Below are 17,128 nucleotides of genomic sequence, written 5' to 3' on the forward strand. Positions count from 1 at the left end.
GCTGCCATGCCCCACGTCATCACGCAGGCCTGCTGCGCGGACGCCTCATGCGTCCACGCTTGCCCGGTCAACTGCATCCATCCCACGCCGGACGAGCCGGATTTCGGCACCGCCGAGATGCTCTACATCGACCCGGTGTCGTGCGTGGACTGCGGCGCGTGCGTGGGGGCGTGCCCGGTCGGGGCGATCGTGCCGCACACCGAGCTGGCCCCGGAGCAGCAGGACTTCCTGCGTATCAACGCCGAGCTCACCGGGGACAACCGTCCGTCCCGGCCCCAGGCCCGCGTGCCGGCGTTGGTGCGCCTCGGTCCGACCCGCACAACGCTGCGGGTCGCGGTGGTGGGCGCCGGCCCGGCCGCGCTGTACGCCGCGGACGCCCTGCTGCGACAGGACGACGTGCAGGTCACGGTCTTCGACCGGCTGCCGGTGCCGCACGGACTCGCCCGCCACGGCGTGGCGCCCGACCACACCAGCACCCGTGCGGTCGCGGACCTGTTCACCGCGATCGAGGACGAGCCCGGCTTCGACTACCGGCTGGGCGTGCGGATCGGCGAGGACGTCACCGCCGCCGAACTCGCCGCGCACCACCACGCCGTCATCTACGCGACCGGCGCGGGGACCGACCGGCCGCTGTCCATCCCGGGCACCGACCTCCCCGGCAGCACGTCCGCGACAGAGGTGGTGGCCTGGTACAACGATCACCCCGACCACGTGGACGCGCACGTGCCGCTGGACCACGAGCGCGCGGTGATCGTCGGCAACGGCAACGTGGCGCTGGACGTCGCGCGCATCCTGGCCACCGACCCGGAGCGGCTGGCCGACACCTCGATCGCTCCGCACGCCCTGGACGCGTTGCGCCACAGCCGGGTGCGGGAGGTGGTGGTGCTGGGCCGGCGCGGCCCGCAGCACGCCGCTTTCACCCTGCCCGAGCTGGTGGGTCTGGCCACGCGGGAGGACATCGACCTGCGCGTCGACGCGCCCGACGGCATCGACGTGGACGCCACCGCCGACCGTCAGACGCGCCTCAAGCTGGAATATCTCGCCGAGCTCGCCGCGCGCCAGACCGACGCGCCGGGCGATCGCCGCCGGATCGTGCTGCGCTTCCAGGCCTCCCCCGTGGAGGTCGTGGGAACCGACCGTGCGGAGGGCCTGCGGGTGGTGCGCACCGAGCTCGAGGTCGACGACGACACCGGCACCGCCCGCGCCGTCCCGGTTTCCGGCTCCGAAGAGGTCATCGCGGCCGGACTCATCCTGGGTTCGGTCGGCTACCGTGGCGTTCCGGTGCCGGGAGTGCCGTTCGATCCGGCCTCCGCGACGATCCCCAGCTCGCAGGGCCGCGTGCTCGACGAGCCCGGCGGCAGCGAGTTGCCGGGCCAGTATGTGGTGGGCTGGATCAAGCGCGGACCGCGCGGGTTCATCGGCTCCAACAAGACGTGTGCGGCGGAGACCGTCAACGCCCTGTTGGCCGACGCCAACTCGGGGACGCTGCCGTCGCCGCGGCCCGCGTTTGAGTTCGACGCGCTGCTACGCGGTCGCCGACCCGATCTCATCGACGGTGCGGCATGGCGCCGCGCCCGCCCCCGCGCAAAGGCCGCTGCCTCTGTTTAGTGGGCCCGGGTTTCTCCCGGACGACCGACCGCCGCGCCGACCCGGCGACGGCCCAACCCCGCGGCCATCCAGTCGACCAGGTCCGCGACGTACTCGTGGTGCGGTGGGAACGAGTCGGGGGAGGCCTCGGCACGGACGGCGAGGTCGGAGGTGACGACGACGACGAGTTGCCGCACCCGGTGCCGTGCCATCTCCGGGCCGCACCGTCGCGCCGTCTCGCTGACCAGCACCTCGATCTGATCCTGGAGCGCGGTGCCGCCGACCGGCCCGGCGGTGACGGTCCGACCGACCTCGGTCAGCGGTCCCACCTGGGCGATCACCCGGAGTGTGCAGCGCCCTTCTTCGTCGAGGAGCAGATCCGCGAGCGGTGCCACCACGGCGCGTACCGCCTCGGGCAGGTCGGGCGGGTCCGTGCGCCAGCGCGCCAGGTCGGCCCGGCGCTCGTCCTCCATCCGCGCCACGCCGTCGGCGAGGATCTGCGCGAGCAGGCCGCTGCGGGAGCCGAAGTGATAGTTGATCGCCGAGTCGTTTCCCTGCCCGGCGTCGGCGATGATGTCCCGGACCCGGGCCGACTGCCAGCCCTCGTCCGCGAAGCGGCGCAGTCCGGCCAGGTAGAGGGCCCGGCGAGTGTCGGCGGAGGTGCGCGGCATGGGCCGAGTCTAGACGGATTCGGCCCGACCCCTTCCCCCGGATTAACAGTAGGTGTTAAATGGCGGCATGTCCGCCGAGACGCCCTCCGCAGCCACTGCCCCGCCCGTCCCTTCCGCGCCGACCACCGCAACGGCCGACTTGTTCGACCCCTTCGATCCCGCGCACCTCGCCGACCCGTACCCGGCCTACCGGGTCCTCCGCGAGACCGACCCTGTCCACCACCACGTCAGCGACGGCACCGCTGACCGCCCCGACTTCTGGGCCCTGTCCCGCTACGCGGACGTCGACGCGGCGGTCACCGCACCAGACCTCTTCTCCTCCGCCAGCGGTCTGACCTTCTACCCGGACGAGATCGCCGCGCTCGGCCTGGCCCCGACCATCGTGATGATGGATCCGCCCGAGCACTCGACCAAGCGCCGCCTGTTGGCCAGGGCCTTCTCGCCGAAGCGGGTGGCCGCCACCGAGCCGGTCATCCGCGAGTTCGTGCGGGGCCGCCTCACCGACCTCAGCACGCGCTACTCCGCCGGCGAGTCCGTCGACCTCCACCGCGACTTCTCCTCGCAGGTGCCGACGTTCGTGCTCTCGCACCTGTTTGACCTTCCGGAGGCCGACCGTCCGCTCTTCGACCCGTGGGTCACCGCTCTCACCTCACTCCAGGAGGAGGGCTTCCGCCCCGAGGGACTCGCGGGCGATGCCGTCTCGGCGGTCGCGGCGATGTTCGAGTACTTCGGGGCGCTCATCACGGAGCGTCGTGCGGCCCCCGGGGACGACCTCATCTCGGCGCTCACCCGGGCCGAGATCGATGGCCATACCCTCACCGACTGGGATGTCCTGGGGTTCTGCTTCGTGATCGTCGCCGGCGGCAACGACACCACCGGCAACCTCATCTCGCACACCGCCGCTCTGCTCGACCGGCACCCCGACCAACGAGCGATGCTCGCCGCGGACCCCGGCCTCATCCCCGGTGCGCTCACCGAATGTCTGCGCTTCGAGTCCAGCGTGCAGGCCCTGGCGCGGACCACGACCCGCGATGTGACGATCGAGGGCACGACGATCCCGGCCGGGGAGAAAGTGATGATGCTGTACGGATCGGCCAACCGCGACGAGCGCCACTACGGCCCCACCGCCGACCGGCTCGACATCACCCGCGAGGACACCGGTCATCTCGCGTTCTCGCGCGGCCCGCATTTCTGCATCGGCTCCCACTTCGCCCGGTTGCAGGCCCGTCTCGCGGTCGAGGAACTCTATGCGGCCCACCCACGCCTGGGCGTCGACCACCACAACGCCGTCCGCGCGCTCTCACCCTTCACGCGCGGCTATGCGTCCCTGCCCGCCATGAACCTGTCCGGCACCGCCTGACCTCGCGCGTCAGGTGCCGCAGTAGGTGACGTGCGGGGCGGCACCCGCCGGGGACGGCTCGGTGAACCGCTCGAGGCCGGGGCGCTCGGTGTAGGGATCGGCGACGACGACGAGGAGCTGCTCCACCGGCCCGAGATCCCCGGCCGTGGCGGCGTCCAGCGCTTCCTCCACCAGGTGGTTTCGCGGGATGTAGACGGGGTTGGCGAGCGCCATCTCCGGAGCCGAGGGAGCGAGCGCCCGCCAGCGCGCGAGCCAGGCGTCGACCGGGCCCTCCCCGGCGCCGGGGTCGGCCTCCGTGCAGGTGCCCGCCGGTGAGGCGGCGAACACCTCGCGCAGGCCGGCCTCGTCCCCGCGGGCGGCGCCGGTCAGGTGCCGGAAGAAGTTCGTGAAATCGACGCGCGTGGTGGTCAGCAGCGCCAGCAGGTCGTCGATGAGGGCGCGGATCGCCTCGGCGTCGGCCGGCTCGGTGCCCAGCCCGAGCTTGGCCTTCATCCCGGCGGTCCACGCCCGCTCGTACTCCTCGGGGAAGGTGCCCAGGACCTCACTGAGCATCCGGACCGCCTTCTCCGGGTCCGGGTCGACCAGCGGGATGAGGGTCTCGGCGAAGCGCGCGAGATTCCACTGCACGATCCCCGGCTGGTTGCCGTACGCGTACCGGCCGCCGGTGTCGATGGAGCTGAAGACGGTGGCCCGGTCGTAGGACTCCATGAACGCGCACGGCCCGTAGTCGATCGTCTCGCCGGAGATCGTGGTGTTGTCCGTGTTCATGACGCCGTGGATGAACCCGATCAGCATCCAGCGGGCCACGAGGTCGGCCTGGACGCGCACGACGGAGGCGAACAGCTCCAGGTACGGGTTCTCCGCGTCCGCCGCGTGGGGGTGGTGCCGGGCGATCGCGTGTTGGGCCAGTCGACGCAGCACCGTGTCGTCGTTGTCGTCGTCGTTGTCGTGGTGGCCGTCGACCCTGTCGCCACCTGCGGCTCCGCCCCCGCCACCCGCGGCGCCGGTCCCGCCACCGGCGCCACCCGCGGCGAGCGCTCGCGCGAACTGGAACGTGCCCACCCGCTCGTGGCCGGCCGCCACCCGCGCCAGCACCGCGCCCGGCAGCGGCTGCTCGCGGTACACGGTGTCGCCGGTCGCGGTGACCGCCAGCGACCGGGTCGTGGGCACGCCCAGCGCGTGCATGGCCTCGCTGATCACGTACTCACGCAGCATCGGGCCCACCGCAGCCTTCCCGTCCCCGCCCCGGGCGAACGGGGTACGGCCCGAGCCCTTGAGGTGCAGGTCGCGGCCGTCGGCGAGTTCGCCCATCAGCAGGGCGCGGCCGTCGCCGAGCCGCGGTGAGTAGCCGCCGAACTGATGGCCGGCATAGCCCTGCGCGACGGGCGTCGCCCCCTCCGGGACGTGGTTGCCGACCAACAGTCGCACGCCGTCCTCGCTGCGCAGGTGGTCGGGGTCGAGACCCAGTTCGGCGGCGAGGGGTTCGTTGAGCAACAGCAGCTCCGGCGCGGCCGCCGCCGCGGCCTGCCAGGGCACGACCAGCTCCGGGAGGACGGTGGCGTAGCGGGCGCCGAGACGCGGCGCGGCGGACTCCGGGGTGCTCATACCACGACGATACGGACGGCGGGGACGATGCGACCGGCGGCGCCGGTTCGGCCCCGGCGCCGCCTCACCCGCAGGACCCGACCTACACTGGCCGCATGTCCGCCACGGCGACGCGACTGTTGCTGCTCGGTGCAGTGAAGATCTTCGAGCCGGTCAACGCCTATCAGATCCGGCGTGAGCTCGTCTCCTGGGACGTGGACGAGTGGGCGCACGTCAATCCGGGGTCGGTGTACTCGGTGCTGCGGACCCTCACCAGGCAGGGGTTCGTCGACCGGCACGACATCACCGACGCCGGCCGGGCGGCGGCGGTCTACACCGTGACCGCGCGGGGGAAAGCCGAGTTCGTGCAGCTCATGGAACGCGGGCTGACCACCGTGGACCACTCCGAGCCGTTGCTGTTCCACACCGCGCTCGCGATGTTGCCGCACGTGGAACGGGAGCCGGCGAGGGTGTGGCTGCGCTCGCGGATCGTGCAGTTGCGGGACACCGCGGGCATCCCGGCGAGGCGCGGATCGGCGGCGCCGCCGTACGTGGCGGAGATGCTCGAGCTGTGGCGCCGCGAGGCAGCCGCCCAGCTGGACTGGTGCGAATCGCTGGTCGCACGGGTGGAGGCGGGGGAGCTGCACTTCTCCGGTGAGCCCGCCGGATCGGGACCGTCGACCGGCGAGCCCGCGCAGATGGAAGCGGAACGGGCCCGCTACCGGGAGATCCTCGGCCCGGTCTGACTCCTGCGGTGGACGACCGCGTCCGGTCCGGCTGTGGCGACTTGGGCCACTGGTGACCGCGTCCGGCCCGTGCGCGATTCCCGGGCCCGCTGTTGACCGCGTCCGGTCCTGCACCTAGTGTTCAACATTGAACACCCGGTTCGCCGTGGCACCGCTCCCCGACATCGCCCCCCGGTGGCGCACGCGGGTGTTCCTCACAGCCGGCGCCTGACCGACCGCGTCGGGCGCGACACGCCCCCTCCCCCCGGAGTCCGACAATGCGCATGACCGTCTTCGGCGTCGGATACCTCGGCGCCACCCACGCCGCCTGCATGGCCTCGCTCGGCCACGACGTGCTGGGGGTCGACGTGGACGTCGAGAAGATCTCACACCTGTCGCGGGGCGTGGCGCCCCTCTACGAACCCGGACTGCCGGAACTGCTGCTGGAAGGGCTGGAGACCGGGCGCCTGCGGTTCACGACCGACTACGCGGAAGCCGCCGACTTCGCCGACCTGCACTTCATCTGCGTCTCCACCCCACAGCGCAAAGGCGAGTTCGCGGCGGACACCACCTATGTCGACGCGGTGGTGGAGGAGCTGGTCCCGCTGCTGCACCGTGACGCCGTACTCGTGGGAAAGTCCACGGTGCCGGTGGGGACGGCGGCACGGCTCGACGAGCTCGCCGGTCGACTCGCCGCGGACGGGGTGGCCGCCCGCGTGGTGTGGAATCCGGAATTCCTGCGCGAGGGGTTCGCGGTCGAGGACACGCTCGAGCCCGATCGGGTGGTGCTGGGCGTCGCCGACGACGACGACGTGGCCGAACACCTGCTCCGCGAGGCCTACCGGCCACTTTTGCACGACCCCGGTCACGCACCCCTGATCGTCACCGATCTCGCCACGGCCGAGATGGTCAAAGTGGCGGCGAACGCCTTTCTGGCCACCAAGATCTCCTTCATCAACGCCGTCGCCGAGGTCTGCGAGGCCGCGGGCGCGGACGTCACCGTCCTGGCGCGGACGATCGGTATGGATCCGCGGATCGGCCCCCACTTCCTGCGTGCGGGTCTGGGCTTCGGCGGAGGCTGTCTGCCGAAGGACATCCGTGCCTTCATGGCGCGTGCCGGTGAGCTCGGCGCGGACCAGGCACTCACGTTCCTCAGAGAGGTCGACTCGATCAACGAGCGGCGCCGCGAGAGGATGGTCGAACTCGCCGCCGACATGTGCGGAGGCTCCCTGATCGGCACGACCGTCGCGGTCCTGGGAGCGGCCTTCAAGCCCGACTCGGACGACGTTCGTGACTCGCCGGCGCTCAACGTGGCCGGGCGGTTGTCTCTCAGGGGAGCCCAGGTGAGCGTCTACGACCCGCAGGCGATGGACAACTCACGGCGCGTGTTCCCCACCCTGGACTACGCGGATTCCGCCCTGGGGGCCTGCCGGGACGCCGATGTGGTGATCCTGGCGACCGAGTGGGAGGAGTTCGTGGCCCTCGATCCGGCATCGGTCGCCGAGGTGGCGCGGGGACGCGTGGTGCTCGACGGCCGGAACTGCCTGCCCCGCGAGGACTGGTGCGCCGCAGGGTGGACCTACCGGGCGCTCGGCCGGGGATGAGCCGCGGACGAGCACCCTTTGAGGAGCGACGATGGACACCGGCGAAACGGGCGCGGTCACGATCCGGGCACCTCACCCCGGCGACGCCCCGCAGCTCGGCGCGCTGCACAACGCGGTGTGGCGCGCCGCCTACGCCGGAATGGTCGCCGCCGAGCATCTCCGCCGTCTCGACGACACGGTGGCCACGCGACACTGGGCGGACGTCCTCGCCAGCCTGGACGAGGCGGGGAGGGCTCCCACCGGGCGCGTCATCACGGTCGCCGTGACCGGCGACGAGGTGATCGGCTTCCTCTCCACCGGGCCGGGGCGCGGGAAGGACCCGCCGACGGGACTCGAGATCGAGGCCCTCTACGTCTCGGTGCGCCACCACGGCACCGGAGTCGCCGACGACCTCCTGCGGGCGACGGTGCGAGGCCGCCCCGCCCACCTGTGGGTCCTGACCGACAACGCTCGGGCCATCTCGTTCTACCGCAGGCACGGATTCGAGCCGGACGGCGCCCGGTCCACCCACGCCCCGACCGGCGCGGAGACGATCCGCATGACCCGCCGGTGAAGGTCTCCCCCGCAGACCGTGGAGATAAGTGCCTTCCGCCGGCGGGGCGTCGTGCCGCACCGTGGAGGTGATCGGAGTGGCGATCACTCCGACGGACGCCACCTTCTACCACGGGAGTGAGCACGATGAGCGTCACCACGACACCCGACTCCCCGCCCCGGGACGAACCGTTACGCATCGCCGGGCGCGTCCTGCCCGAAGGCCTCGAACGCGAGCTGTGGATCGTCGACGGGACGATCTCGCCGGTGCGCCTGCCCGGGGCGCGGACACTCGCGGAGGACTGCTGGGTGATGCCCGCCCTCGTCGATGCGCACCTGCACCCCGGCGTCGCCGAGATCGGCGGCCCGCTCGACCTGCCGACACTGGAGGCGGACCTGCGCGCTCTCGCGCACGCCGGTATCGGCGCGGCCCGCGTGGTCGGGTCACCGTCACCGATACCGGAGAACTGGCACGCGCGGGCCGGACTCCCGCTACTGCGGTCGGCGGGTGTGGCCGTCGCCGCGCCGGGACGCTTCATCGACGGCTGGGGACGCCGCGCGGACGGGCCGGAACTCCCCTCGGCCTGCGCCGAGGAGTGCACGGCCGACTGGGGGAAGATCATCGCCGACTGGTTTGACGACGAGGGCGGCTACGGGCCCTCCTACTCTCCACAGCAGATCGCGTCAGCGGTCGCGGCCGTCCACGCCACCGGAGCGCGGGTCGCGGTCCACACGCAGGGCGCGGAGGCCGGCGCCAGCGCGGCCGCAGCCGGTGCGGACTCCATCGAACACGGTATGCACCTTCCCGACTCCGCACTCCACGACCTCGCCTCGAACGGTGGATTCCTGGTCCCGACGGGGTACGTCTTCACCCGGCTCGCCGAGTCGATGTCCGATCCCGGGCTCCCGGAACGGATGCGAACGTGGTTCGCGGACGGTGTGGCCGGGCACCCCGAGGTGGTCGCCTCCGCCCTGGCCGCCGGTGTCACCGTTCTCGCGGGTACCGACCTGCCCGTCGGGTCCCTCGTCGACGAGGTCCTGTGGCTGCACGCCGCCGGAATGTCCGCACACGAGGCCGTGGGCGCGGCGAGCTGGACGGCCCGCGAGGTGCTCGATCTACCCCGCCTGCGGCCCGGCGACCGCGCCGATCTCCTCTGCCTTGCCACCGACCCCGGAAACGACCCGGAGGTTCTCCGTACACCCGACCTCGTTGTTCTCGACGGCCGGCCGATCCGCCGGTCCGACACACCCCGGGAGGTGTTCTGAATGGACAGGTTCGACTACGTCATCGTCGGCGCCGGGACCGCGGGATGCGTGCTGGCCGACCGGCTCTCCGAGAACCGGGAGGTCAGCGTGCTCCTGATCGAGGCGGGCGGTGAGGACACCGACCCCCGCATCTCGATGCCCCGGGGATTCGCCGAGCTGCTGGGCGATCCCGGCGCCGCCTGGCACTACCCGACCCGACCGGTCGGGCCGGCCGGGCAGGTCGAGTACTGGGTCCGGGGCAGGACGCTCGGCGGGTCCAGCTCGGTCAACGGCATGGTGTACAACCGCGGCCACCGCGCAGACTACGACGCGCTGGCCGACCGCGGTGCCCCGTGGTGGGGATGGGAGGACATGCTCCCGGTCTTCCGTGCGATCGAGGACCACCAGCTCGGGGGCAGCGGGCTACGCGGCGAAGGAGGCCCCCTGTCCGTCTCGACCGCCGAGACCGGGGACCCCCTGCTCGAGGACGTCCTCGCCGCCGGCTCCGCGCTCGGCTGGCGGCGTGTCCGTGATCTGAACGCCGCCGACACCGAACGGATCGGGTACACGTCCGCGACCGTGCGGGACGGTCGCAGGTGCAGTGCGGCGAGGGCGTTCCTCCACCCGGCCATGAGCCGCCCCAACCTCACCGTCGCGACGGGCACCCGCGTGGACGGACTGGTGCTCCACGACGGCCGGGCGGTCGGCGTCCGGGGCCGCGAGGGCGACCGGCACGTCGAGTACCGCGCGGTGCGCGAGGTGATCCTGTCGGCCGGTGCACTGGCCACTCCCCAGATCCTCCAGCTCTCGGGCATCGGCCCACCCGAAACACTGCGCGCCGCCGGGGTCGACGTCACGGTGCCCAGCCCCGGTGTCGGGGCCCGGATGCGCGAGCACCGCGTGTTCACCCTCCAGTTCCGGCTCCGCGAGGACCTCGGGTACAACTCCCTTCTAGCCACCCCCGAGGGGCACCAGCAGGCGATGGAGACGTACCTGGCCACCGGAGGCGGGCCGCTGGCCGCCCCGTCGTTCGATCTCGGCGGCTTCTTCAAGACCCGCCCCGGGCTGGACCGCCCTGACGCCCAGTTCCAGATCGCGCCGTACTCACTGGCCCCGCCGGAGCCCGGTGCCGCCATCCGGGTCGAACGGGAACCGGGCATCATGTGCATCGGCTACCCCCTGCGCCCGGACAGCGAGGGCTCCGTCCGGATCACGTCCGCGGAGCCGGACGTGCCACCGGACATCGACCCCGGGTACTACGGGACCGCACACGACCGGGCGACGTCGGTGGACATCGTCCACGCCCTGCGCCTGCTCTTCGCCACACAGCCGCTCGCGTCGCGGATCAGTCACGAGACGGCCCCGGGGCCGGAGGTTCAGACCGATCGCGAGATCCTCGACGCCGGGCTCGACGCCGGGAGCAGCGGTTACCACGCCTGTGGGACCGCGGCCATGGGCCCGGACGACGAGGTGGTCGACCCCCGTCTACGCGTTCGCGGCGTGTCCGGCCTTCGCGTCGTCGACGCCTCCGTGCTGCCCTTCATGGTCTCCGGCAACTCCAACGCGCCGATCACGGCGCTGGCCTGGCGCGCCGCCGACCTGATCGCCGGTACCGTCTGATCCGACTACCTGTCGTGGGCGTCGACAAAGCGGTCGATGTCCGCGGCGAGCTCGGCCGGGTACTCGCCGTTGATCGCGTGCGACGCGTCAGGGTAGAAGCGGACCTCGCCGTCGGGGACGGCCCGCTCGGCGACGGCTCTCGCTCCACCGTCGTGCATGATCTCCTGACCTGCGAGGATCGACAGGACCGGGACCCGGAGCGTCCTCAGCTGCTCCTCCTCGATCTTGGTGGGTCGAGGCTTCCTGAGCCGGTAGTGCTTCATCCCCGCCTCGATCATGTCCGCGACGGCGACCCCCTCGACCGGGTATCCACCCGCCGTGTACGAGGAGAAGTCGTCCCGCCATGATCGCGGGAGCCACGAGAAGGCCGCCGGAATCGACTGCTCCTGCGTCCCGGCCGGTCAGCAGATCCGGCCCACCCGCCGCTCACCCCGGCATCCGCTCCCGCGCCTGCACACCCGCCCCTCTGCAGGAACTCCCGCCAGCCCCTCGGCGGGAGCGGGAGTGCACAGAGAGGAGCGCCTGCGTCCGGAGGTGACGACGAGCAGCGCGGTGATCACCAGGCGCCCGCGTGAGCGCCCCGCCCTCGTCGTCCCGGAGGGTGTGGCCGTGTCGACCGCCACCGGTCCGGTCCGCTGTGGAGGACGAGGCATGCTTCACTCCGCTGTCGGGGGCACGGCATGCCGGAACGGCAGCCTGTTGAGGCACAGGCTCACGCCCAGGACGGTCAACCACGCCCAGGCCAGGGTCATGAACGGGACGATGATCGCGAAGTTGATCATCACGGCACCGAGGGTCCAGCCCAGCCCGATGAGGATGCCGACGAGGCCGAACATCCGATTCGCGACCGGCGCCAGCGCGAGCACCAGTCCGGTCGCCGCGACGGCGAGGCCGACGAGGGCCTGGGCGACGAACGCCGCGCTACCGAGGACGAGGAGGAGCGCCTCCGTCCGTTCGATGACGGCGGCCGTGTCCGCCCCGGCCGACAGGTACTGGTCTGCGGCGGTGGAGAGTCCGATGGCGTGGATTCCGAAGTACACGGCGAAGACGGCGGCGGCGGTCGACCAGACCGTGCCGGCCGCACGCGCCGCCCCCGGCGGCAGCCCCGGGAGCGACCGCATCAGGGCCGCGGCGGCCACCCACAGGACCACACCGAGAATGTTCGCCAGATGCGCGATCGTCCACCCGGTCCGGCCGGCGACGTACTCGAGCGTCGCGGCGGCGTCCTCGATCGGTGGGTTGCCGTGCAGGATCGACGGCAGGATGAACAGGACCACCCCGACCAGGAGGAGCACGCCCGCGACGCGGGCGACCGGAACGGACGTCCGGGGCGTGAAGTGTTGGGGAGAATTCATGATTACCTCTCAGAGTGACGGGTGGCGGGACAGTCGTCGTGACGACGACACGACCGCCGGGAACATCAGGACGCCGGCCACCGCCAGCACGGACACGGGCAGGCCCGGCACGGCGCCCACCGCCTCTCCGGCGACCACCCACAGGGCCGACCACGCGAGCGATCCGGTCACGACCAGCAGGACGTAGCGCACCGCGCCGACCCCCGCACCCCGGCTGGCCAGCGCCGTCGGCGTGCGCGCTCCGGGCAGGAAGCGGAAGGCGACGATGCAGGCGTCCCTGCGCACGGGTCGAGCCGCCACCCGCGACCGCCAGCGGTCGAGCGGCGCCGCTGCTCGGGTGTGGCGCCGCAGCGCCCGCTCGAGGGGGCCACCGATGAGGTAGACCACGACGTCACCCAGGGCCATCCCGAACGCGACGGTGGCGACCGCCTGCCACGGGGAGACCCCGGACGAGGCCGCCAGGGCGCCCGCGGCCAGCGCCGTGACCTCGGCCGGCCCCAGGGGCAGTGCCATCAGGGCGACGACCACGAGCGTGGTCCCCGTCGGCGCCGCGGCCCACGCCGTTAGCCCGTCGCCGAGAGCCCGGCCGATCAGGTCATCGAGCGAGGCCATGACCGCGCCTCACATCAGGTGATCCGTACGGTGTCCCGCGACGGACGGCACGCCCGGCCGGTGGTACCCCGCCGGCCACGACCTCCCGGTAGTGCCCGACGAGCGCCTCGTTGACGACGCTCCACGACCGGTCGATGACGGCGCTGCGGGCGGCCCGGCCCATGGATCGGCGGAGAGCGGGCTCGTCGACCACGCGGCGCACGGCGGCCCGCATCTGCGGTAGGTCCCCTCGGGCGTAGTGCAACCCGGTGACGCCGTGGTGGATGCGGTCGACCAGACCGCCGGACGACGGCCCGATCGCGGGCACCCCCGAGGCCTGTGCCTCCTGGACCGCCTGGCAGAACGTCTCCTCCGCACCCGGGTGGACGAACACGTCCAGCGCGGCCATCAGATCCGCCAGCTCGTCGTCGTACCTCGCCCCGAGGAAACGGGCGCGCGGCAGGGCCCGTCGTAGGCGATCGAGCTCGGGGCCGTCGCCGACCATCACCATCCGGACCCGCGGGAGGTCCTGGATCGCGGCCAGATGGTGGAGGCACTTCTCCCTGGCCATCCGGCCGACGTATCCCACCAGGACGTCGTCGCCCTCGGCGGCGTGATCCGCCGGTGTGCCGAGGAGACGGCGTCGCACCCCGGCGTCTCGGCGGTCCGGAGTGAACCGTTCGGCGTCCACGCCGCGCGGCCATGTGCGCAGCCTCGGGACGCCCAGCGCCCTGAGCTGCGACTCGCTGGCCGCGGACGGCACCAGTGTGCGATCGGCCCGTTCGTGGACACGCCGGGTCATCCGTTCGAGCAGCGGCACGGCCCCGGAGAGCCGATAGTTCCGGGCGAAGCCGACCAGGTCGGTCTGGTAGATGCTCACCGTCGGCACCCCGAGCGACCGCGCCGCGGAGATCGCCGCGGCGCCGAGGAGGAAGGGCGAGGCCACGTGCACGATGTCCGGCCGGAACCGGATCATCGACCGGCGCAGGGACCGCCGCGTCGACACGCCGAGGGTGAACCCGTCGTACAGCGGGAGACGGACACCGCGCGTGTGCTCGACCGGGGCCCCGGCGAAGGACGCGGGCCCCGTCGGTGCGACGACCTCGACAGTGTGACCCCGGCCGGCGAGATGCTCGACCGCGCGCCAGACGGAGTTCGTCACACCGTTCACCTGAGGCAGGAACGACTCGGTCACCAGCATCACGCGGAGCCGCCGGGTGGGGCCGTGGAGGTGTTCGGACATGTGGCAAACGTAGGGTCGCCCGACGCGGACGACGATCCACCTGGCTCCCCGTCTGCGGGGGCGTTTGCGGACATCCGAGGTGGAGGAAGCTCCACCCCGGACCGCGACCGGCGGCGCGGTGGCGGGCCTACCCGGTGTGCACGACCTCCACGTCACCGCCGCCGGAGCGCACCCGGATGACCCGGCCCGACGCGTCGTCGTCGTCGACCCCGGTCGTCACCCCACCCCGGTCGCTCTCGGCGACGACCCGGTACGACTCTCCTCGGGGCAGCACGACGGTCACGGCTCCGGAGTCGGACGTGACGTCCACGTTCTCGGGCGGGGCGGCGAAGCGGAGTTCGACCGACGCGTCGGAGGTCCTGGCGACCACCTCGCGGGCGGAAAGCTCGTCCCCGACGAGCGTGCCCGCACCCAGTTCCGCGTACACCTGCCCGGACAGGCGGTCGGCCGTGATCCGTCCGTCGTCGGCGCGGAGATCGACCCGCCCCGACAGTCCGGAGGCACTCAGCTCACCGGAGGACACCGCAACGGTGGTCGGCACCTGCTCGGGGACATCGGCCACGTAGTCGATCCCGCACCGAGGGGCGAACCAGATGGGCACCCCGCCGATCGGACAGGACAGGGTCAGCTGCAGCTCGTCGCCCCGCCACCGCCGTTGGATCTCCGGCTCGCGGATGTACCAGGTGCGTGAGACGCGGGCGGACATCTCCGGCCCGTCGGTCCCCGACAGCTGCACCGACGCCCGGGGGGCCTCGATGGACAGGGCCGACGGCGTCCGGTCGAAGGTCTCGCGGACATCATCGGCCCGCTGGGTCAGCGAGGTGCTCGAGATCGACGCCCAGATGATGACGACGCTGGTGACGAGGACGACCGCCGTGACGAACCCGCCCGCGAAGAACCACGTGCGACGGACCGCCCGGGACACGCCGTGATCGTCCTGACGGCGCTGGGTCACCGGGTACCCCTCGGCCCGCCGTCCGCCTCGCCACCGTCATCGGAGGCCAGGTACCGGAGCACCGCCAGCACTCTCCGGTTGTCGCTGGCCGCCGGCGGGATGCCCAGCTTGGTGAAGATCGCGTTGATGTGTTTGGTGACCGCGGATTCGCTCAGGTGCAGCGCAGCGGAGATCCCGGCGTTGGAACGCCCCTCCGCCATGTGTGCCAGGACGTCCTTCTCCCGCGACGTCAGCTGTTCCACCGGGTCCCGCCCGCGCCGGCGCGCCAGCAGCTGCGCCACGACCTCCGGGTCGAGCACCGACCCCCCGTCGGCGACGTTGCGGAGTGTCCTGAGGAACTCGTCGACCCGGGCCACGCGGTCCTTGAGCAGGTAGGCGACCCCGTCGGTTTCGCCCGTCAGGAGATCGACGGCATAGCGCTCCTCGACATACTGGGACAGGACGATCACGGCGAGGCCGGGGTCCCGCCTGCGCAGTTCGAGTGCTGCCCGGATCCCCTCGTCCGTGTAGTCGGGCGGCATCCGGACGTCCACGATCACGAGGTCCGGCTGCTGGGTCTCGACGGCCGCGAGGAGCTCGGTGGCGTTGCCGACCGTGGCGGCCACCTCGATGTCCGCGTAATCCAACAGCCTGGCCAGGCCTTCACGCAGGAGGACGGAATCCTCGGCTATGACGACGCGCACGGTAACTCCACTCGGATCCGGGTCCCTCGACCGGGTGTACTCCTGATCTCCATCGTGCCGTCCACCGAGCCGACCCTGCGGCGTAACCCGACGAGTCCGGATCCGCGACGCTCGTCGGCCCCACCGATCCCGTCGTCGTCGACCTCGACGACCACCGTGTCCGCGGTGCGGTTCACGGTGATGCGCCCGTGCCCGGCCCGGGAGTGGGCGATCGCGTTGTTGATCGCCTCGGAGACGACGAAGTAGGCGACGGCCTCGACCTCCTCGGGCGGGCGCCGCGGAACGTCCACCTCGACGGTGACGGGGAACGGCACCCGGGAGGCGAGCCCGGAGACGGCGGCGTCCAGGCCGCGGTCCTCGAGAACCGCGGGATGGAGGCCGCGGACCAGATCGCGGATCTCCTGCAGGGCGGTCTCCACCTCCGACTGTGCGTAGGTCATCGCCTCCTGCGCCACGTGCAGCAGCTCCTGCCCACCGCCGTCCTCCGGTTGCCGCGACATCCGGAGCCTCTCCAGACCCAGGTGGACGGCCAGTGCGGTCAGTCGTTGCTGGGCGCCGTCGTGCAGGTCGCGTTCGATCTTCCGCCGCTCGGCATCCGCCGCCGCGACCGCCTCGGAGCGCGATTCGGTGACCCGGCGGACGCGGGCGGCCATCTCGGCCTTCTCGTCGACGTCGAATACCCAGTAGAGGAACGCCAGGTCAAGCGTGGTGAGAGCGTGCAGGATCCACGGCGATCCGAGGATGACCACCGTTCCGGCGAGGATCCACAGCACCGCGATCGACGGCAGCACCGTGACGGAGGAGACGGCGTCCACCGAGAAGACGATGAGGGTGGGGCCGCCGATGAGGCACACGAGAACCCCGGCGAGCATCATCGGGCCGAGCATCGTGCCCGCGAGGTGGTAGGCGACGAGTCGGCCCCGGCGCGGACCCCCACGGCCCGGCTCCCGGTCGGCCAGGTCCACCCCCAGCAGCGCGACGGCCCGGGTGCGGTGTAGCCGTGCCGAGAACCAGGCGATCAGTACGACGGCCGGCAGGATCACCAGCATCGTCCAGACGAAACCGCTCCACAGCACGGCGGCGCGGTCCTCCCAGGGGACCTCCAAGCTCGACGGGACGAAGACCGCATAGGACAGCGCCACGACCAGCACGACGCCGATGCCCACGGTGGGCGCGAGCACGAGCAGGCCACCGGTGACCAGGTAGATGGTCTCGGCCCCCATACGCCGGAGCAGATGGGGGAAACCCACGGTCGCGGGAGCCTCACTTCCAGCCACGACCTCGACCCTAGCCCCGGTGATTCACGAGCCGTGAGGACTGCGGCTGTCGGGGGACGGCGGGCTTGATTTCGCGTGTGGGCGTGCGGAGGCGCCG

At 72.1% G+C, this 17,128-nt stretch carries 16 protein-coding genes; 7 read left to right on the forward strand and 9 right to left on the reverse strand.

Annotated elements, in window-relative coordinates:
* Nucleotides 1–6 precede the first annotated feature (6 nt).
* The gene (locus tag ACWIE7_RS07470; RefSeq protein WP_454068903.1) at nucleotides 7–1,608 is read left to right on the forward strand and encodes an FAD-dependent oxidoreductase; all 1,602 of its coding nucleotides are present in this window, start codon (nucleotides 7–9) and stop codon (nucleotides 1,606–1,608) included.
* Here the strand turns inward: ACWIE7_RS07470 and ACWIE7_RS07475 are convergent.
* Complete coding sequence (locus tag ACWIE7_RS07475; RefSeq protein ID WP_454068904.1) at nucleotides 1,605–2,258, reverse strand: TetR/AcrR family transcriptional regulator; 654 nt, start codon at nucleotides 2,256–2,258, stop codon at nucleotides 1,605–1,607. The genes ACWIE7_RS07470 and ACWIE7_RS07475 overlap by 4 nt on opposite strands.
* 67 nt (nucleotides 2,259–2,325) lie before the next feature.
* Here ACWIE7_RS07475 and ACWIE7_RS07480 point away from each other — a divergent pair, with 67 nt between their 5' ends.
* Nucleotides 2,326–3,618 carry a cytochrome P450 gene (locus ACWIE7_RS07480; RefSeq protein ID WP_454068905.1) on the forward strand — a complete coding sequence of 431 codons (1,293 nt, stop codon included), beginning with the start codon at nucleotides 2,326–2,328 and terminating at the stop codon, nucleotides 3,616–3,618.
* Between the two features lie 9 nt (nucleotides 3,619–3,627).
* Here the strand turns inward: ACWIE7_RS07480 and ACWIE7_RS07485 are convergent, their stop codons facing one another.
* Complete coding sequence (locus ACWIE7_RS07485; protein ID WP_454068906.1) at nucleotides 3,628–5,223, reverse strand: protein adenylyltransferase SelO; 1,596 nt, start codon at nucleotides 5,221–5,223, stop codon at nucleotides 3,628–3,630.
* A gap of 95 nt (nucleotides 5,224–5,318) precedes the next feature.
* Between ACWIE7_RS07485 and ACWIE7_RS07490 the strand changes: the two genes are divergently transcribed.
* From ACWIE7_RS07490 to ACWIE7_RS07510, 5 genes are all read left to right on the forward strand, one after another.
* A complete protein-coding gene (locus ACWIE7_RS07490) occupies nucleotides 5,319–5,948 on the forward strand; it encodes a PadR family transcriptional regulator (RefSeq protein ID WP_454068907.1) in 630 nt (209 codons plus the stop codon).
* A gap of 257 nt (nucleotides 5,949–6,205) precedes the next feature.
* Complete coding sequence (locus tag ACWIE7_RS07495) at nucleotides 6,206–7,531, forward strand: UDP-glucose dehydrogenase family protein (RefSeq protein ID WP_454068908.1); 1,326 nt, start codon at nucleotides 6,206–6,208, stop codon at nucleotides 7,529–7,531.
* 31 nt (nucleotides 7,532–7,562) lie between these two features.
* Nucleotides 7,563–8,084 carry an N-acetyltransferase family protein gene (locus tag ACWIE7_RS07500; protein ID WP_454068909.1) on the forward strand — a complete coding sequence of 174 codons (522 nt, stop codon included), beginning with the start codon at nucleotides 7,563–7,565 and terminating at the stop codon, nucleotides 8,082–8,084.
* 125 nt (nucleotides 8,085–8,209) lie between these two features.
* Complete coding sequence (locus ACWIE7_RS07505; protein ID WP_454068910.1) at nucleotides 8,210–9,328, forward strand: amidohydrolase family protein; 1,119 nt, start codon at nucleotides 8,210–8,212, stop codon at nucleotides 9,326–9,328.
* Nucleotides 9,329–10,927: a GMC family oxidoreductase gene (locus ACWIE7_RS07510; RefSeq protein ID WP_454068911.1), complete on the forward strand. Its 1,599-nt coding sequence runs from the start codon at nucleotides 9,329–9,331 to the stop codon at nucleotides 10,925–10,927. It abuts the gene before it with no gap.
* A 5-nt stretch (nucleotides 10,928–10,932) separates the two neighbouring features.
* Here the strand turns inward: ACWIE7_RS07510 and ACWIE7_RS07515 are convergent, their stop codons facing one another.
* From ACWIE7_RS07515 to ACWIE7_RS07545, 7 genes are all read right to left on the reverse strand, one after another.
* Nucleotides 10,933–11,205 carry an alpha/beta fold hydrolase gene (locus ACWIE7_RS07515; RefSeq protein ID WP_454068912.1) on the reverse strand — a complete coding sequence of 91 codons (273 nt, stop codon included), beginning with the start codon at nucleotides 11,203–11,205 and terminating at the stop codon, nucleotides 10,933–10,935.
* Nucleotides 11,206–11,583: 378 nt separating this feature from the next.
* Nucleotides 11,584–12,282 (reverse strand): hypothetical protein, encoded by a 699-nt coding sequence (locus ACWIE7_RS07520; protein ID WP_454068913.1) that lies wholly within the window; start codon nucleotides 12,280–12,282, stop codon nucleotides 11,584–11,586.
* Nucleotides 12,283–12,291: 9 nt separating this feature from the next.
* The gene (locus ACWIE7_RS07525; protein ID WP_454068914.1) at nucleotides 12,292–12,894 is read right to left on the reverse strand and encodes a VTT domain-containing protein; all 603 of its coding nucleotides are present in this window, start codon (nucleotides 12,892–12,894) and stop codon (nucleotides 12,292–12,294) included.
* The gene (locus tag ACWIE7_RS07530; protein WP_454068915.1) at nucleotides 12,878–14,116 is read right to left on the reverse strand and encodes a glycosyltransferase family 4 protein; all 1,239 of its coding nucleotides are present in this window, start codon (nucleotides 14,114–14,116) and stop codon (nucleotides 12,878–12,880) included. Before ACWIE7_RS07530 ends, ACWIE7_RS07525 begins: the two co-directional genes overlap by 17 nt.
* 127 nt (nucleotides 14,117–14,243) lie before the next feature.
* Entirely contained in the window at nucleotides 14,244–15,071 is an 828-nt protein-coding gene (locus ACWIE7_RS07535; RefSeq protein WP_454068916.1) for a hypothetical protein, read from the reverse strand.
* Nucleotides 15,068–15,754: a response regulator transcription factor gene (locus tag ACWIE7_RS07540; RefSeq protein ID WP_454068917.1), complete on the reverse strand. Its 687-nt coding sequence runs from the start codon at nucleotides 15,752–15,754 to the stop codon at nucleotides 15,068–15,070. Before ACWIE7_RS07540 ends, ACWIE7_RS07535 begins: the two co-directional genes overlap by 4 nt.
* Nucleotides 15,739–17,031, reverse strand: coding sequence for a sensor histidine kinase (locus ACWIE7_RS07545; RefSeq protein WP_454068918.1), 1,293 nt, complete (start codon nucleotides 17,029–17,031; stop codon nucleotides 15,739–15,741). Before ACWIE7_RS07545 ends, ACWIE7_RS07540 begins: the two co-directional genes overlap by 16 nt.
* Nucleotides 17,032–17,128: the final 97 nt, after the last annotated feature.

This window comes from Dietzia sp. NPDC055343, assembly GCF_053645265.1.

Excerpts from the sequence above, each read along its gene's own strand:
- ACWIE7_RS07470 (WP_454068903.1), top strand. The coding sequence starts at position 7 with ATGCCCCACGTCATCACGCAGGCCTGCTGCGCGGACGCCTCATGCGTC.
- ACWIE7_RS07475 (WP_454068904.1), bottom strand. The coding sequence starts at position 2,258 with ATGCCGCGCACCTCCGCCGACACTCGCCGGGCCCTCTACCTGGCCGGA.
- ACWIE7_RS07480 (WP_454068905.1), top strand. The coding sequence starts at position 2,326 with ATGTCCGCCGAGACGCCCTCCGCAGCCACTGCCCCGCCCGTCCCTTCC.
- ACWIE7_RS07485 (WP_454068906.1), bottom strand. The coding sequence starts at position 5,223 with ATGAGCACCCCGGAGTCCGCCGCGCCGCGTCTCGGCGCCCGCTACGCC.
- ACWIE7_RS07490 (WP_454068907.1), top strand. The coding sequence starts at position 5,319 with ATGTCCGCCACGGCGACGCGACTGTTGCTGCTCGGTGCAGTGAAGATC.
- ACWIE7_RS07495 (WP_454068908.1), top strand. The coding sequence starts at position 6,206 with ATGCGCATGACCGTCTTCGGCGTCGGATACCTCGGCGCCACCCACGCC.
- ACWIE7_RS07500 (WP_454068909.1), top strand. The coding sequence starts at position 7,563 with ATGGACACCGGCGAAACGGGCGCGGTCACGATCCGGGCACCTCACCCC.
- ACWIE7_RS07505 (WP_454068910.1), top strand. The coding sequence starts at position 8,210 with ATGAGCGTCACCACGACACCCGACTCCCCGCCCCGGGACGAACCGTTA.
- ACWIE7_RS07510 (WP_454068911.1), top strand. The coding sequence starts at position 9,329 with ATGGACAGGTTCGACTACGTCATCGTCGGCGCCGGGACCGCGGGATGC.
- ACWIE7_RS07515 (WP_454068912.1), bottom strand. The coding sequence starts at position 11,205 with ATGATCGAGGCGGGGATGAAGCACTACCGGCTCAGGAAGCCTCGACCC.
- ACWIE7_RS07520 (WP_454068913.1), bottom strand. The coding sequence starts at position 12,282 with ATGAATTCTCCCCAACACTTCACGCCCCGGACGTCCGTTCCGGTCGCC.
- ACWIE7_RS07525 (WP_454068914.1), bottom strand. The coding sequence starts at position 12,894 with ATGGCCTCGCTCGATGACCTGATCGGCCGGGCTCTCGGCGACGGGCTA.
- ACWIE7_RS07530 (WP_454068915.1), bottom strand. The coding sequence starts at position 14,116 with ATGTCCGAACACCTCCACGGCCCCACCCGGCGGCTCCGCGTGATGCTG.